This window comes from Polaribacter haliotis, from assembly GCF_014784055.1.
Classification (GTDB): Bacteria; Bacteroidota; Bacteroidia; order Flavobacteriales; family Flavobacteriaceae; genus Polaribacter; species Polaribacter haliotis.
The window spans coordinates 3,772,226-3,792,213 of sequence record NZ_CP061813.1; the positions used below are offsets into that span (position 1 = coordinate 3,772,226).

Genomic DNA, 19,988 nt, shown 5'->3' on the forward strand with positions numbered 1-19,988 from the left:
TATCAAGCAAAAAAATAATTAAATTATAGTAATAAATGAGTACTTCAGCAACCAATAAATCTTACAAATCTGCATTTATATTTTTAACTACTTTATTTTTCCTTTGGGGGTTTATTACGGTTTTAGTAGATAGTTTAGTACCAAGGTTAAAGGATGTTTTCGAGATGTCGTATGCAAAAACTGTTTTGGTTCAATTTGCCTTTTTTGTGGCATTTTTTGTATTCTCTTTACCTGCAGGAGCTATTTTATCTAAAATTGGTTACAAAAAAGGAATTGTTTTAGGATTATTAACAATGGCAGCAGGTTGTTTGTTATTTTATCCGGCTGCATCTTTTCGATCTTTTCCAGTATTTTTATTTGGTTATTTTACTTTGGCTGGCGGAATTACGATTTTGCAAGTAGCCGCAAATCCGTATGTTGCTTTATTAGGAAGTGAAGATGGTGCTAGTAGTCGATTAAATTTATCGCAAGCATTTAATTCTTTAGGAACTACAATTGCCCCAGTTGTTGGTGCATTATTTTTATTGAGTGATTCTGTAAAAACATCTGCAGAAATAAACCTTTTAAGCGATATAGATAAGACAAATTATTACGTTGCAGAAGCTGCGACTGTACAAACTCCATTTTTATTTATTGCGATTTTTATTGCAGTTTTAGCGTTGATATTCGGGTTTATAAAACTACCAACAGTTATGCAAGAAAGTCCAAAAGGAGGTTATTTAACTTTATTGAAAAATAAATTAATGCTCATGGGGGCTTTAGGGATATTTGTTTATGTAGGTGCAGAAGTTGCGATTGGTAGTTTTTTAGTCAACTATTTTGTAGATATGAACTTAGCAGCTGTTGTTGCTGGAAATGAAACAATGATGAGCATTGCCAACACGATTGCAAGTACTTTTAATAAAACATTTACAGATTCGGACCCAAAATCTTTATTAGCAATTTTTGTGATTTTTTATTGGGGAGGAGCAATGATTGGACGATTTGTGGGTGCATATTTAACCAAAATTATGGCTCCTGGAAAAGTGTTAAGCATTTTTGCTTTTTTAGCCATTTCTATGATTGTAATTTCTATAAACACCACTGGATTACTTTCTATGTGGTCTATTTTGGTAGTGGGTTTGTTTAATTCGATAATGTTTCCAACGATTTTTACGCTTAGTTTAGAAGGTTTGGGAGATTTAAAAGCACAAGCTTCAGGCTTGCTTTGTATGGCAATTGTTGGTGGCGCAATTATCCCTTTTATTTTCGGAAGTTTAATAGATGGTTTTGGCTTTAAAACTGCCTTTATCTTAACAATTTTTTGTTATGGGTATATTTTGTTTTTTGGGAGGTATAAAATCCCATCTTAATCTTCCTACTGGAAAAACTCTTTTAATGTAAATGACGTCTGTTTTATTCTTGTTCAGAAATCTAAAGAATTAATTTGATGTTTAAGATTTCTCGGTTTCACTGCGTTTCGCTCGAAATGACAATTGGAATTTCATGTCATTTCGACCTTGTGGAGAAATTTCAGGATTAATTTTAGTGTGTGAGATTTCTCGGCTTCACTGTGTTTCGCTCGAAATGACACAATTTGGAGTTCCCATGTCATTTCGACCTTGTGGAGAAATTTCAGGATTAATTTTAGTGTGTGAGATTTCTCGGCTTCACTGCGTTTCGCTCGAAATGACAATTGGAATTTCATGTCATTTCGACCTTGTGGAGAAATTTCAGGATTAATTTTAGTGTGTGAGATTTCTCGGCTTCACTACGTTTCGCTCGAAATGACAATTGGAATTTCATGTCATTTCGACCTTGTGGAGAAATTTCAGGATTAATTTTAGTGTGTGAGATTTCTCGGCTTCACTACGTTTCGCTCGAAATGACAATTGGAGTTTCCATGTCATTTCGACCTTGTGGAGAAATCTCGGAATTTAATTTGATTTTTGAGATTTCTCGGCTACACTTTGTTCCGCTCGAAATGACATTTATTTTAAAACAAAAAAGCCGAAACAACTAAGTTTCGGCTTTCTATATTATTTTAATTAAGTTTTTATTCAATTAAAATCTTCTTAGATATTTTACCTTCTTCAGTTTCAATATTTAAAATATATACAGTTGCAGAGAGCTTGTTTGTTTTTAGTCTGTTTTCTGTAATATTTTCTACTTTTTTCCATTCACGAACTTTCTGTCCTAAAACATTAAATAAGGCAACTCTCTTAATTTTAAGTAATTTGTTATTCTGGATAACCACTTCTTTAGAATCATTGTCCATAAAGATTGATAATTCTTTATTTAAAGGATTTACATCTTCTGTACTTAATGCATTTTCTTTAGAGAAAGTTATAAAGAAACGATTTGTATAAACACCATTTTCTATGTTTAACTCTAAAGGAGTTTTACTTAATGTATAATAAGTACCTGTTAATTTATCTAATAAGTAAACAGGTTTGTCTATATTTTTAACTTCATCTATCTGAATTGATTTAGACTCGTTATTAGAAGTAGCTATTGTTAAGGGAACTTCTAATTGGTTTGTTATTTCAGAAACTCCTGCAATTACTAATTTTCTATTATTCATTTCAGGGAAATTCCAATAGATGTCATTTTCGCCAACGTCAAATATTTCGCTATCGAAACCATTCTCGTAGTTATAGGTGTTTCCTCTTCTAAAAGAAATTCCAATTTGTCTATGTAATTGAACTTGATCGGTTGTAGTTCTGTTAAAACCTAATTTTAAAATTGGCAATAAGTCAAATTCATCCTCATTCTCATCACCATTATTTTTTTGTTTTTGATTAGATTTAAAGAAAAATGTACCACCAGAGGCAAAATCATCGTCTTCATAATTTCTCTGAGAGTTTTCGAATCTTAAAGTTCCTCCATCTGCATCTGCTCTTACAAAAAAACCTTGAGCAACAGCAATGTATCTATTTGGTGCATGATATGTACCTTCACCTAAACTTGGAAAAAAACCTTTTTTAAATTTAATATCATCTATAACCAAATTATAAGGTCTATTGGTTGTTATTGTAAATGTTGTAACATCTACCCAATTTAAAATTATTTCTTGCCCAGAAGCACCAGTTAATAATTGAGTTTCTACTGTTTGAGAATTATCTGGCGTAAGCGTTACTGTTGGATCTGATACAGGTGATGATGGTGCATTATTAAATAAATATATAGAGGTAATTTCGATAGCTTTATCAAAAGTAAAAGTTACGTCATATGTATCTGTACCACTTTCCGATTTTGTAATAACTTTCGCAGTTGTGCCTCCTATATTTGCCACATTAGGATCTATAGTAATTGAATTGCTAGAAAATTCTACAGTTACTTCTGTATCATCTGTTGTTTGTGTAACATTTGATCCATTATCTACTGCTGTTTCCCAATTATAAACTGAAGGGTCTGAAGATGGCACACCATTAGCTGCAATTCCCATAGTTAAGTTTCTTTGAGAATAACCACCATAATATCCTGCAAAAGTATGACCTGTAATACCACTTGGCTCTGTATCTTCTCCTGTGTGTTCCCAGAAGTACAAAGTACCTTCAATAGCATCTATATTTGTGTTTATAAAGTCTGTAGCATCTAAAGCACTTGGATAAGGATTACCAACTAAGGTAGATGTATTTGCGACTAAAGGAATACTTATGGAACCATCATTAGGAGTTCCAACAAATGTAAAGTTTTGTGGATTTGCTCCTGTACTTTTCATTGTGTAACCTAAACCTCTTTTAATAACTCCAGTTTCTAATTTTCTTACGTAATTTTCTGAACGTTCATCTTCTTGTGCTGGGTCGTTTTGATTGGTGTAAATCCAGAAATTAGAAATTGTAATTGGTGAACCTGTAGCTCCATTTAAACCTCGGTTTGGTACACCAGATTGATCTAAAGAAACCCAATTTATATCTGTTATGGTTGATGATGCAGAAGTTGGAGTACTACCATCTTTCATTACTTGTGCAACTCTATATGTGTCCAAGCCTAATTCTCTTACAGGAGAAGTCCAATAGTGATACCTATATACATTTGGTACTACAGATTGTTGGTCTCTAAATAATTTTCCATTACCTTCTACATTAGATAAACCTACGTGTGTTTGTACCAATTGTCCATCGCCAATTAACCTTAATTGTCCATCTAATATAAAATCTTCATCGAATTCTAAATACCTATCATCAGCAACCATTAATTTAGAATTGGTTTTAATCCATACACATTCTACTTCTACATTTTCGTTAAGTATTGCGTGGTTTGCAGTAGATTGAGCATCGATAACCATTACTTTGTCTCTATCAAATGAATTTGTACTTGGTCCACCAGTTACTGGAACACTGTTTCCACCTACCCAAGAGCCAGAAACTCCCATGTTTCCATTCCAGAAAATTCCATTGATTTCGCTATAAGTAAAATATTTTATACCATTAAAATCGTAATCTGCTGTGTAAACTGTACCAATATCAGTTAAGGGTACGTAATTTACGTTAGTGGTAAAAGCGGCATCATCTGCTACTTTTAAAACTTTAACTGTATTTGGGGTTGTAAGTGCAGCATCTATGGTTGCTTGTGTTACAGTAATTTCAACAGTTCCAACACTACCATTTTCAACTATTTTCCATTTTCTACCAATTGTTTTTTCTGGAGCACAAATTAGTTCAGTTTCTGTTATTGTATTTATGACTCCGTTATTATTTCCCCAAACTAAAAAATCTTTATTAGACGTAAACGTATTTGTGTTTAATGCATTTGTAGTTTGTATTTCATTTAAACCAATTGTAATTATTGCATCTGAATTAACAGATTTAGATTGTTTTTGATTTAAAACCATTGCATCGTCTCTACCAATACCAGCAACATCATTATGATAGGTACTATTTGCAGTATGATCCCAAATTTTGGTATTTAAATCTTTTAGAATATAATCACCTTCTACAATACCAGCATCGTTGTCTATAATATCTAATGTTTTACCATATTTTATTGCCAAATAAGATTGAATGTGTTGTTGTTCTAAATCTGATGGAACCGTATTGAAAACCATGATTTCTGCCAATTCTCCATTATGGTAAAGTCCAGTAGCATTTCCAGTACCTAGGTAAAAATCGTTATTTAAACCTGTTCTAGAATGTGATGTGTTGTTACCATTACTAGTTACTAATGAGCGTCCATCTCTAGAAATGTTTTTTCGAGCTCCAGTTGGTGTGGTGGTATTAATATTACTAGATAAAGTCCAAATATTAAATGTATTTACTGAAGATCCCCAGTTTACACTAATTCTACCATCTGATCCACAACAATTTGCAAAATCGTAATAAATGGTTGCATCTGACCATGGCATATGTGCAGAAAATCTTCCATTAGATCCAGCAATACTTTCTGAAAACAAGTAAGATTGTTTTACTACACCTACGCTGTTAACTGTGTAAACCCATAAACTTTCGTAGGTATCAGTTTCTAAAATACCATTTGGAATTCTCATAAAATCATTAGTTCCATCAAAAACTATGGAAGGATTAAAATTGATTCCATTTGCTTCTTTACTTGGTGCAGTTCCAGATACTGCTATTGCATCTTCATCATCTCCAGATTGGTCTTCCCAACCAGTAACTGTTGTTGTTCCTGTTACTCCAATATCTGCTCTTAACCATAAAATATTCCCTGCAACTCCAGGTGTAATAACTCCTGTAGTGTCATCTCTAAAATCTACATCTCCTGTTGTATTTACATCCGAATCTTCGTCAGGTAAATTGGAAGCAGGTGTATTAATTTCGTCGTTAACATCGAAACGATCGTTAACTTCGGAACCTTCGTAAATATCTGCTAAACCATCTCCATCTGTATCTACAAAATTGGCTGGATCTAAGATTCCATCTGGAGTTCCATCTGTGGAATTTCCTGTGTTTGCGTCTGAAGGAACATCAGTTCCGTTAGAAACCTGATTTTCTGCGATATCGAAAATTCCATCGTTGTCTGAATCTGTATCTAAATAATCTGGGTTGTCTGTTGAATCGTGATTGTTTGGAGTAGATAAATTAATTCCTGTTATTCCTCCACAAGGAGAACAATCTGGATCGTAAGCATCATTTAAACCATCGTTATCTGTATCTGTATCTCCTGCAGTTGCTGGAGCAATATAACCAGTTGTAGTTTGTGCTTCTACATTATCTGGAATTCCATCATTATCTGCATCGATATCTAAATGATTTGGAACACCATCTCCATCGAAATCGTATACATCTGGAATTCCATTTCCATCTGCATCTGTGTAATTGGTTGTTCCTCCAGGACCACCACTTCCATCATCAGAAGTGTCTAAATAGTTTAGAGTTCCATCATTATCCTCATCTCCATCAGGGTCATTTCCACCACTTTCGTTAATGTCTGGAATTCCATCTCCATCATCATCTATATCTGCTGAATTTGCAAAACCATCATTATCGGAATCAACACCAATAATCGTGTCTCTATAATCTAAATCTCCACCAATTAAAACATCGCTATCTGAAGCATCATCTAAAAAACCATCTGATTTCGGCGCTACATGAATACCATTAATATCTGTGTAGCCTTGATCTGTATCAGAATCTTCAAGAGCGTCTAATAATCCGTTTGTACCAACAGCGCCAGTAAACATACCTCCTGAATTTGCAGGAAGTGCTTCGTTAATAATTCCTTCATCTATATCGTTCGTTCCATCTCCATCTGAATCTAAATCTAAATAATCTGCATTTACATCTCCATCTGTATTTACAGGAGTTATACCAGCATCATATGCTAAATCTATTCCTGTTATACTATAACTTCCTGTTGGAGCTATATAGCCTATTGTAGATTGTGCTTCGATATTATCTGGGATTCCATCGTTATCTGCATCTAAATCAACATAATCGAAAACACCATCATTATCTGAATCTAATGGAGTACAAAAAGTTAAATCTCCAATAGCGATATCTTGTATTCCAGAAACATTTCCACTTCCAGCGTTTGTGTAAATTACTTGTATTTTAGTAACAAAAATAGGTAAGGAGTTTATAACAATATTTGTAGACCCTGTTCCTGTTCCTCTAAAATTATTGCCACCTGTATTTGTGTTATCTGCTCCTAAAGTATAATCTGCTGGTGCTAATGTGTAGTTCGTTCCATCTTCTTTTGTGATTGCTAATTGAACGTTATCAATGGCAATGGTTCCATTATCTCTATTTACATCGTAAATTGTGAACGCAAGGTTGTAAACTGGTGCACTAAACGTAAACGTATGTCTAGACTCTGCATTTTCTGTTGATAGTTGAGATAATGTGTAAGAACTGTTTGCTGTAACATCGTTGTTTATGCGATAATTACTATCACTTAAAACGTTTGAAGTTCTAGATAATTTTATTGTTACATCTGCATTTACAATTTCATCATCTGTTACTATAGGATCTTCTCCTAAGGTTGGGTCTGAGGTTAAATCTTCGTTATATTCATCATACCAATCTAATGTACCTTGGTTAGCAACATCAATACATCTGTCACTTGCTCCATATTCTATGGAATCTACAATACCATCATTATCGTCATCTAAATCTACTTCGTCATTAACTCCATCTCCATCTGTATCTTTTGTAAAGGTATCGTCTCTATAATCTACATCTCCACCATTAAATACATCTCCATCTTCATCTGGAAAATTATTTGTTTGAGAGCTATCAAAAGAACCATTTACATCTACATAATTGTCTCCATTATCGTAGGCGTTATCTAAACCATTGTTTCCATAAACTCCTGTTAAAGTTAAGCCTGCTTCTACATTATCTAAAATTCCATCGTTGTCGGAATCTGTTTCTAAATAATCTTTTTTACCATCACCATCTGTATCTTCAGGAGTTATACCACCTGTATATGCAGTGTCTACTCCATTTGCATCGAAAACACCATCTGGAGCTGTATAGCCAGTTGTAGATTGCGCTTCTATATTATCTGGAATACCATCATTATCTGAATCTAAATCTAGACAGTTTAAAATACCATCTCCATCTATATCGTCTGTTAAATTGATATGTGCTACTTGAAAATTATTTAAACTATAAGTAGAGGTTTGTCCAAAAAATGAATTATCTACATAGTAATCTGCACCATTTGCGGATACAATACTTGTATAAATTACAGCTCCATTAACCAAATAAGTTACTGTTGTTCCTATTTTTCTGATACTTAGAACATTGCCATCTGCTCCATTGCTGAAACTTCCTTTAAGCGTACCATTTTCATAGATTAATAATGGCCCTGCACTTTCCCTTATTAAAAAGGCATAATCTATATCTTCGAAAGAATTGGTGGTGTTAGTGCCAGCTTCATTAATACCCATTCTAACAAATCTATCGGTATCAGAAGCGAATGTACCACTTAAAGTAAAACTCATTTCGAAATTAGTATTCGGGTCTATTGATGAGAAATTTTGCGAGTGCGTACTATTTACATTACCAGCTGTACCATTTGTAAAAGTGATATTATTACTTGAGTATGAAAAACCAGAACCACCTTGTGTAGTAAAAGATAAATTTGTGCTTGTGGAAGTTTCTTCACTACAACCTTCTACTGAATCTAAAATACCATCATTATCGTCATCTAAATCTACAGAATCTTGCACACCATCTCCATCTGTGTCTTTAAATGTAGAAGTTGCATCTCTCCAATCTATTTCTCCTCCAGAAGGGTTGTCTGGATATTCGCTAAAAGGAGTATCGTCTGCACTACCATTTACATCTGCATACGTATCTCCATTGTCTAAACTATTATCTAAACCATTAAAACCAACTGTACCTGATAGAGTTAGGTTTGCTTCCACTCTGTCTGGAGTTCCATCATTGTCTGAATCTGTATCTAAATAATCTGGAATAGCGTCTGAGCCACTGTCTGTATTTACAAGTGTAAAATAAGAATTTGAGGTTCCTCCAGGAATATTTCCATCGTAATTATCGTCTAAACCATCGTTATCGAAATCTGTAAAAGTAGTAGGAGCAGTGTAGCTTGCTGTTGGTTGTGCTTCTATGTTGTCTGGAATTCCATCATTATCTGAATCTAAATCTAAATAATTTGCAATTCCATCTCCATCTACATCGTTATTACAAGATGTTGTATTTAAAACGCCAATAGCATCTATTTCAAAATCGGTAATACTTGGGTCTGTTTGTTTTGTAATTTGTATGTACCTAAAAGCCACATTAGAAGTTACGATATCTGTCTGAAAATTATCTGATTGCGCACTTGATGGAGCGTTAAAATTTCTTGTATATGTGGCGTCGTCTGTAGACTCGTTTATAATAGGAATCGCTGTTCCAGTGGCACCATCTTGTCTTTTCCATGTAATTTGATATTGGGTTCCAACAGGAAAAATAGCTCCAAAATCTAAAACAAAAATGTTACCATTTGTATTTAATTCTCCTGGGGCATCATCTGGTACTCCAGTTAGGTTTCCACTATTTGTTACTCCTGTATTAGACACCAAAGTTGCATTAAAGTCAATACAACTTTCTACGAAGTCTCTAATACCATCATTATCGTCGTCTTTATCTATGTTATTGGCAATACCATCTCCATCTGTATCTAAAAAACCTGTTACAGAAACATCTCTCCAGTTTACATCGTCAGGTAAACCATTGTCTGCATTATTTCCTTGATCTGGGAAATTGTCTGTTTGCGTATTATCGAAAAGACCATTTACGTCTTTATAATCATCGCCATTATCGTAAGCATTGTCTAAGCCGTTTTCGCCTACAGTGCCACTTAAAATAATATTTGCTTCTGTAGTGTCTGAAGCACCATCATTATCGGAATCTAAATCTCTATAATCTGCTTCTCCATTCGCTTCGGAATTTACGGGAGTAATTGCAGTTCCTGGTGTTCCTCCTGAAACAACAGGGTCGTAATTATCATCTAAACCATCGTTATCTGCATCTGTAAAACCAGCACCAACTGCTCCACTTGGTGCAATGTAACCATTGGTGGTTTGTGCTTCTATATTGTCTGGAATTCCATCATTATCTGCATCTAAATCTAAATGATTTGGAATACCATCATCATCGAAATCATACACATCTGGAATTCCTCCAGAACCTGTAGTAACATAACTCGTCTCACTAAAATCTGTAGAAATATTATTGTCAAAAGTATCTAAATAGTTAGGTAACTTATCTCCATCTTCATCTCCTAAAGGATCGTATTCTGTTCCGCTTAAAGTTAATTCTATGGTATCTAAAATACCATCATTATCGTCATCTACATCAATTGAATCTACAATTCCATCTCCATCTGTATCTAATAAAGCCAAATCGTTTAATTTAATTGCAATATGTATACTTTCGAAGTTTACATCGTTTCCACTAGTAACTGCATTGTCTAAAGGAGAAAAAGCCAATTCCATTTTCCCTGTACCATCTGGTTTTCCAATAAATATTACCTCTCTTTTATCCCATTTATCATATGCTTTTGAATCTACTGCAACTATTTGGGTGGCTGGAGTTACTCCTGGTTCGTTAATTTCGTAGGAAAATTGATCTATATATGCTCCTGAATAGTAGTCTCCACCAACACCATTACTTTTGGCAGTCATAATATACATTGTTAATTTGTACACATTTCCATCTATAATACCACCCATGGACGTTTTTACGGATTCAACAGGAGATGCATTAAAATCTCCAATATCTCTCATAGATATCCAAGTTAAATCTCCTGTGGGAGGTAGTGGAAGAGGAGAAGCTTCCCAAGTATCATTTTCACCTAAACTCCCTTGCCCACCAGCATTTGTTCTGTTAGAAATATCTGGAGTACCACCATCATCTAACCAACCTGTAGGAGTACAATTACCACAAGTAGAAGCAGATGAACCTGTACTAGATATTGTTTGAGAATGTGAACTTAATGTAAAAAATAAGCTTATAAAAAAAATGAGTACTAATAAATATTCTTTACAGGATTTTTTTCCAGTTAAAGTAGGTGTTTTTTTCATTATAGTAAGTTTTTGCAGATTTGACGGGATGCATTACAAATATACGTTTTGTCGTTTAATTTACCATAAATTTTATAATTTGCTGTTAAAATTCGATAAAATGTAATAAATTGTAGTTGATTTGATAGTAATAAAAAAGAGAGTTAACCTACGATTAACTCTCTTTTTTAAATGAATTGAAGAAGATTTTACTCAATAAATAGCTTCTTCGAAATTTTTCCGTTTTCGGTATTTATATTTATAATATATACAGTTGCAGAAAGCTTATTTGTTTTTAATCTGTTCTCTGTTGTATTGTCTATATTTTTCCATTCTCGAACTTTTTGACCTAAAATATTAAATAATTCTACTTTCTTTATTTTAAGTAATTTATTATTCTGAATCACTACTTCTTTAGCATTATTATCCATAAATACTGTAAGTTCTTTATCTAAAGGATTAACATCTTCTGTACTTAAGACGTTTTGTTTAGAGAAAGTAATAAAGAAACGATTTGTATAGGTTCCAGATCCAATATTTAATTCTGTTGTTTCTGAGCTTAGTTCGTAATACGTATTTGTTAATTTATCTAATAAATAAACATCTCTGTTAATATTTTTAGCTTCGTCTATTTGTATTTCAAAAGGACTGTTAGAACCTAAAACAATACTTAGAGGAACTTCCAAAGAATTTTTAATTTCTGAAACTCCAGCAATAATTAGTTTTTTATCTGAATGATTTGGAAAATGCCAATAGAAATCTGTACTATTTAAATCGTAAATTTCACTATCATAACCATTATCATAGTCAAAAGAGTTTGTTTTTCTAAATGATATTCCTATTTGTCTGTGAGACTTAATTCCACCACCTTCATCTAAATTAAAACCAAGTTTTAAAATTGGTAATAAATTGGTGTTTTCTTGAGATTCTTGTTTATTAGAACTTTTTGAAGAATTTTTAAAGAAATAAGTAGTTTCTGTTCCAGTAGTTTTATCTTGGTAGTTTCTATGAGCGTTCTCAAATCTTACTGTACCACCAGTGTTAGATGCAGATACAAAGAAACCTTGCCCAACAGAAACATATCTGTTAGGAGCATGATAAACTCCATCTCCAAGACCAGGTAAATTTCCTTTAGCAAATTTTAAATTATCTATAACTAAGTTATAAGGATTATTTGTGGTAATTGTAAAACCAGAAAGATCTTCCCAATTTAAATTAACTTCTTGCCCAGTTACTCCACTTAATAATTGAGTTACAGGAGCTTCTCCATTATTAGGAGTAATTGTTACTGTTGGATTTGAAATAGGAGTTACCACATTGTTAAATAGATAAATACTTTTAACATCTACAGTTTTATCAAAAGTAAAAATTACATCGTAAGTACTTGTAGATAAACCGACATCTCCAATTATATTTCCTAAAGTTCCACCAATTCCTAATGGATTTGGAAGCAAGTTAATACTACCTGAAGATTTGGTTACAGTTGTTGTAATACCATCTACTGTTTGTGTAATTGATGATCCATTTGCAACTGCATTAGTCCAATCGTTAACTAGTGGAGGAATGCTTCCAACACCTCTTGCTGAAATTCCCATGGAAATATTTCTCTGTGAGTAGCCACCTTGATATCCTGTTAAATTATGACCCTCTGTAGTTGCTGGATTATCTTTATCTTCTCCTGTATGTTCCCAGAAATAAAGTGTACCATCGATCTCGTTAATATTTGTATTGATAAAATCTGTGGCATCTAAAGCACTAGGATATGGATTTCCTAATAAATTTGTAGTTCCTGGAGCAATATTAAAAGTTATAGAACCATCGTTTGGAGTTCCAACAAAAGTAAAGTTTTGAGGATTTTGCCCCGTACTTTTCATAGTATATCCTTGGCCTCGTTCTATAGCTCCAGTTTCTAGTTTTCTTACATAGTCTGCTTGACTTGTACCTCCTAAATAAGTGTAAATCCAAAAGGTTGAAATTTTAATAGGAGTAACCCCAGGTGCACCTGGAACACCATCTAAACCACGGTTTGGTTCTCCTGGTTGATCTAAAGAAATCCAATTAATATCTGTAATTGAAGAAGATGCTGAGGTTGGGATGTTTCCATCTTTCATAACTTGTCCAACTCTATAGGTATCTAGACTAAATTCTCTAACAGGAGAAGACCAATAATGGTATCTATAGACACTTGGCACAACTGCTTGTTGATCTCTAAATAACTTTCCTGAACCTTGTACATTTGATAAGCCAGAGTGGGTTTGAATTAACTGACCATCGCCAATCAATCTCATTTCTCCATCTAAAATAAAGTCTTCATCAAATTCTAAATATCTATTGTTAGAAACCATTAGTTTAGAGTTTGCTTTTATCCAAACACATTCTACTTCTACACTTTCGTTTAAAACAGCGTGTGTTAAAGAAGTTTCTGAGTCTATAACCATTACTTTATCTCTATCTGCAACATTTGTACTTGGGCCTCCAGTAACTGTAGCACTATTTCCACCTGTCCAAGCATTTGAGTCTCCATTCCAGAAAATTCCATTAATTTCTGAATACGTAAAATATTTTACACCATTAAAATTATAGTTAGCAGCATATACAGCTTCTGAATTTATGGTTGTATTTGTTAATGGAACATAATTTACGTTTGTTGTAAATGATGCGTCATCTGCAACTTTTAATACTTTAATTGTGTTTGGAGTTGTTAAAGCACCATCTATAATTGCTTTATTAACTGCAACTTGAGTTGAGCCAACACTTCCATTTTCAACAATTTTCCATTTTCTACCAATTGTTTTTTCTGGGGCACAAATTAATTCTGTTTCTGTTGTTGTATTTACAACTCCGTTATTATTACCCCATACTAAGAAATCTTTGTTTGATGAAAATGTATTTGTATTTGCGGCGTTCGTTGCAGAAATTGCATTTAGACCAATGGTTATAATCGCATCTGAATTTACAGATTTCGATTGTTTTTGATTTAAAACCATGGCATCGTCTCTTCCAATTCCTGCTACATCGTTATGAAATGTACTGTTGGCAGTATAATCCCAAACTTTTGGAGATCCGCCTGTTAATACATAATCTCCTTCTGTAATTGTGGCACTATTATTCACATCACTTAAAGTAAAACCATATTTAATTGCTAAATAAGTTTCTACTTGTTGTCTTCTAGCATCTGAATGTGCATCACTATAAAAAATTAATTCGGCAATACTACCATTGATACCTCTATCTGTAAAGTTTCTATCTCTACCTAAATAATAAGTTCTGTTTTCATTAGAAATGTTGCTGGTAAAAATTCTGGTTTGCATTTCAAAATTGTCTGGTCTTGGGTGAGTTAAGAAATCTGTTGCCAAACCATTTACATATTCAGCTCCATTTACAACTGCTGTAGGAGTATAAGTACCAATAGTTGTATAAATTTGGGTATCGTCATTGTGTCCATGACCAATACCACCAGCATCATTATTTGTAAATGGTACATTCCATTGAGTAGTAGATACATCATTATAAACGATGTAAACTGTTCTTGGATTTAAGTTGTCTGTTCGAGTTAATACATCATTACCATTATTAAAAGTAACTGTTGGGTTAAAGTTTAACAAATTAGCTGTAACATCTGGTGTACCAGCTCCTGTAAAATCTGAATTTGAAGGTGTTTGATCTTCCCAGAGAGTAACAGTACTTCCTCCTGTAACGTCTTTATCAGCACGTAACCACAATGTATTTCCAGTATAACTTGGCGAAACAGGATCAACATCATTATCTCTATAGTCAACATCGTCGATATTTACATCAGAATCTTCGTCTGGTAAATCTGTTGAAGGTGTATTAATTTCATCATTCACATCATAACCATCGTTTACATTTGAACCTTCAAAATTATCATCTAAACCATCTCCATCTGAATCGTTTCCACTAATTGCGTTGTCTGAATCTCCATTTTCTTGAATATCTGGCTTGCCATCATTATCGGAATCTAAATCTAAATAATCTGGATTTATTGGTCCACTATCATTATCTGTATTAACAGGCATTGTAGAGATGTCCAAACCAACAGTATTACTTGTGCCACAAGGACTTCCTGATGAGCAATCTGTATCATAAGCATCATTTAAACCATCATTGTCTGCATCATTATCAGTATCTGTTGAAGGTGGAACATATCCAACAGTAGATTGTGCTTCGATATTATCTGGAATACCATCGTTATCTGCATCAATATCTAAATGATTTGGAACACCATCTCCATCGAAATCGTACACATCTGGAATTCCATCGCTATTAGAATCTGTATAGTTTGTTAAACTACTGTCTCCACCATTTCCATTATCAATATTATCTCTGTAATTGGCAATACCATCTCCATCTTCATCTCCATCTGGATTGTTTCCTCCACTTTCAACTATATCTGTAATACCATCATTATCATCATCTATATCTGTGCTATTTGCGATACCGTCTTTATCTGTGTCTACACCAATTATTGTATCTCTATAATCTAAATCTCCTCCAATATTTACATCTCCATCTCCATCTGTAAAGTTATCTGTAACTGTATTGTCGAAACTACCATTAACATCGTTATAAGCGTCTCCATTATCTAAGGTGTTTAATAGTCCATTAGAACCAACTGGTCCAGTAGCTCTTCCTCCAGAATTTGGGGTAATAGTAATTAAACCAGATTCTAAAATATCAAAAGTTCCATCTCCATCTGAATCTAAATCTAAATAATCTGGAATTGTATCTGCTCCTGTTGTTGCAGAACCATCTGTATTTTGTGGAGTTACACCCATTCCGTATGCTAAATCGATACCAGTACTGCTAAAACTACCAGTTGGAGCAATGTAGCCAGAGGTAGATTGTGCTTCGAAATTATCTGGAATTCCATCGTTATCTGAATCTAAATCGATATAATCGAAAACGCCATCATTATCGCTATCTAAAGGTGTACAGAAATTTAAATTTCCAACAGCAATGTCTTGATTTAAAGAAATAGAACCTGTTCCTGAATTTTTATAGATAATTTGCATTTTTATTATCCAAGCAGGTATTGCATTAATTGTTAAGTTTGATGTTGCTCCAGAAGTTGTTGAATTTCCTGTAAAAACCCTTGTAGTTGTATTAAACGTATGTGTTGCTCCTAAAGAATAATTTGCAGGTTGTAATAAGTATCTTGTACCATCTTGTTTGGTTAAGAAAATTTCAACATTATCTACAGTGGCTCCATTATCTATGTTTAAGTCGTAAATTGTAAAAGCAAGATTGTAAACTGGATCACTAAAATTGAAATTATGTCTAGACAACCCACTAATAATTCCTCTTTGATTAAGGTTTAGAGAACTATTGGTAGTTATATTGTCATTAACTCTGTAATTACTATCACTAGCTACATTTGTAGTTCTTGAATAAGTTACATCTACACTACTTACTTTTTTTGTAGGTGCAGAAGCTGGATCGTCTCCATTTGAAGCTAATGTTCCATTTGGAGAAGTTACTTGATATAAATTTTCCCAGTTGTATGGAGGTGTGGCTGTTGTTGTACAAGAACCAATTTCTACTGAATCTAATATACCATCATTATCGTCGTCTAAATCTATTTGATTACTTATTCCATCTCCATCTTTATCGTTTGTAAAAGTATCGTCTCTATAATCTACATCTCCACCAGTAAAAACATCTCCATCTTCATCTGGGAAGTTATTTGTTTGTGAATTGTCGAAACTTCCATTTACATCTGTATAATTATCTCCATTATCGTAATTATTGTCTAAACCGTTTGTACCATAAACTCCAGATAGAACAAGATTCGCTTCGATATTATCTAAAATACCATCGTCATCTGAATCGTTTTCTAAATAATCTTTTAGAGAATCTCCATCTGTATCTTGTGGAGTTAAACCTCCTGTATATGCTGTGTCCACACCATCTGAACCAAATACACCATCAGGTAATACGTATCCAACAGTAGATTGTGCTTCTATATTATCTGGAATTCCATCGTTATCGGAATCTAAATCAAAATAATTGGGAATTCCATCTCCATCTGTGTCTAAAGAACAACTTACGCCAATTGCATCCACAAAGAAATCGACTACACTTGGAGGTGTACTTTTTGTTACTCTTATGTATCTAAATGCCACATTAGAAGTTACAACATCTGTTTCGAAAACGGCGCTTTGAGATGATTGTGGTGGGTTTGGATGTGTTGTATAAGTGGTATTATTACTAGATTCGCTTAAAACCATAATTGCTGTTCCTGAAGTAGGAACAGTAGATCTTTTCCAAACAACACTGTATTGAGTTCCTGCTGGGTACACTTTACCAAAATCTAAAGTAAAAACATTTCCATTTGTGTTTATTTCTCCAAAAATTCCATTAGGACTTCCTAAAATATTATTAGGATTAGTAACTCCAGTTTGAGACACGAGAGTTGCGTTATAACAAATTGTCTCTTCACCTTCTACTGTATCTAAAATTCCATCATTATCATCATCTAAATCCACTGAGTCTGGAATTCCATCATTATCATTATCGCTAAAAGATGAATCTCCATCTCTATAATCTACATCTCCACCAGAGTTTACATCACCATCTGCATCTGGAAAATTATCTGCTTGTGTATTGTCGAAAGTTCCATTTACATCTGTATAATTATCTGCAACTTCGTAATTTTTGTCTAAACCGTTCGTTCCAAAAACGCCACTTATAGAATTATTAGCTTCAATTCTATCTGAGGTACCATCATTGTCTGAATCTGTATCTAAATAATCTGGAATTGTATCGTTTGCAATGTCTGTATTTATTAAACCTGTTCCTCCAGCACCACCTAAACCTGTTGCTCCTGCAGAATCGTTGTTTTCGTAAATACTATATAATCCATTTGCTCCAACAGGACCTGAAGGTGCTACATATCCTAAGGTAGATTGTGCTTCGATATTATCTGGGATTCCATCGTTATCGGAATCTAAATCGATAATATTTGGGATTCCATCTCCATCTGTATCACAGGCTACAACAAAACCTTGGTACCTAACATTGTCTATTTCTAAATTTCCTGCTCCACCATCTACTTCTAATGTGATTCTAATGTAACGAGCATCTTCCGATAATTTGTATTGTTTGTTTTGTTCTGAATTTACTGCAATCCAATTATAAATTTTAGGATTTCTAAAGCTATTAGTAGTTGTTCCTAAAGATTGTTGCAACTTCATTACGTGATTAATCGTTCCTGTAACTCTAGATTCAACTTCTATAATTGTATTTTTTGGAACAATTCTTCCTAAATCTATGGTTAAAATATCGGATTCTTCCCCTAATTGCGCTCTTGCATTATTTGAACCGATTGCGTTTGCAGAATTTACGACACCTGTTTGACTTTGTACAGATGAAGCATTACTTGTAGCCACATTTGCAGTTGCACATTCTACTGTATCTATAATTCCATCATTATCGTCATCTATATCTACAGAATCTGGGATACCATCTCCATCTGTGTCTTTTCCAGTTGCAACTGTTGCGTCTCTCCAGTTTACATCATCTGGAGAATCTGCCGCGTTTGTATTTGGAAAATTATTTAATTGTGAATTATCGAAACTACCATTTGGATCTGCATAGGTATCTCCATTATCGTAAGAATTATCTAAACCATTGTTTCCTACATTTCCTGTAAGTGTAATATTTGCTTCTATAGTGTCTGAAACCCCATCTCCATCTGAATCTAAATCTAAATAATCTGGATTTCCAGCACTTTCAAAATTGATTAAACCAGTTCCACCTGCTCCACCTAAACCATTGGCTGCAGCAGTATCATTTCCACTTTCGTAAGCACTGTCTAAGCCATTGGCACCCACAATTCCTGTAGGAGGTATGTAACCAGTTGTAGACTGAGCTTCTATAATATCTGGGATACCATCGTTATCTGCATCTAAATCTAAATGATTAGGAATTCCATCGTTATCGAAATCAAAAATATTTGGAATACCATCTCCATTAATATCGTCGTAATTAGTACTACTTCCATCTCCAGTTCCGTCATCTCTATTATCTAAATAATTTGGCAGAGCATCTCCATCTTCGTCTCCTAAAGGATTGTAGTATGTTCCATTTACGGTAGTTTCGACTGTGTCTATAATTCCGTCATTATCGTCATCTATATCTATGGTATCAGGAATACCATCTTTGTCTGTATCTACTTCGTCTACAGCATTAATTTCTACAGCAATATTAACAGCTTCTAAAGTTTGTGTAGTACCACCATTTGTATGTGCACCATCTCTTCTTGGATAAAAAGTTAAATCTACTTGACCATTAACATCTGGTGTTCCCACGAAAAAGTTTTTTGCAAGTGTCCATTTTTCTCTAGAAATAGCAACAATAGTTTGTCTTGGGTTATTATCTATCTGATAGTCGAATTTATTCATATATGTACCAGCGTAAAATACATTATTACCAGTCCCACCATCTTGGTTACTTAAACTCGTCATTGCATATACAGTAACCGTATAAAATTTATTTGGTTGTAATCCTCCAATCTTTGCAGTTACAGATTCTTCTGGGAAATCTGGTCCAACATCTCGAATCGTAATCCAAGTTGTATGTCCAGTTGGAGGAAGTGGAAGAGGTCCACTTGCCCATGTTGCACCACCACCATTAGAACCTTCTCCACCTGTAAAAGTTCTATTAGAAATATCTGGTGTACCACCAGTATCTAGCCATCCAGTAGGTGTACAATCTCCACAAGTTGTTGCAGAAGAACCAGTACTTGGTATGGTTTGCGATTGAATATTAAAACTTAAAAAGAATAAAATAGCAAAAAAGCAAATAGCTTTTATGCTTTTTTGGAAAGAGTATTGAATTTCCCCAAATTCAAATACCGATAAAAAAGTATTTTTCATATTATGACGATTGATATAATAAGATAATGGGGGAATACTGCAAAAGTAATGATAAATTTTTTAATCTTACTTAAAAATATAGCCACCCTAACAATAATTAGAAACAATTTTTTTAAAAAAAAAGACAAAAATAA

General features: G+C 33.7%; 3 protein-coding genes. 1 reads left to right on the forward strand and 2 read right to left on the reverse strand.

The annotated features are described in order from the left end of the window. Window positions 1-35 precede the first annotated feature (35 nt). On the forward strand, window positions 36-1,352 hold the full coding sequence (locus H9I45_RS16245) for a sugar MFS transporter (RefSeq protein ID WP_088354079.1): 1,317 nt from the start codon (window positions 36-38) through the stop codon (window positions 1,350-1,352). Window positions 1,353-2,035: 683 nt separating this feature from the next. On the opposite strand, the gene H9I45_RS16250 is transcribed toward H9I45_RS16245, so the two are convergent. Together H9I45_RS16250 and H9I45_RS16255 are read right to left on the reverse strand one after the other, a co-directional pair. Beyond that, window positions 2,036-10,978, reverse strand: coding sequence for a T9SS type A sorting domain-containing protein (locus H9I45_RS16250; protein WP_088354078.1), 8,943 nt, complete (start codon window positions 10,976-10,978; stop codon window positions 2,036-2,038). Window positions 10,979-11,166: 188 nt separating this feature from the next. After that, window positions 11,167-19,854, reverse strand: coding sequence for a DUF8202 domain-containing protein (locus H9I45_RS16255; RefSeq protein ID WP_088354077.1), 8,688 nt, complete (start codon window positions 19,852-19,854; stop codon window positions 11,167-11,169). Window positions 19,855-19,988 lie beyond the last annotated feature (134 nt).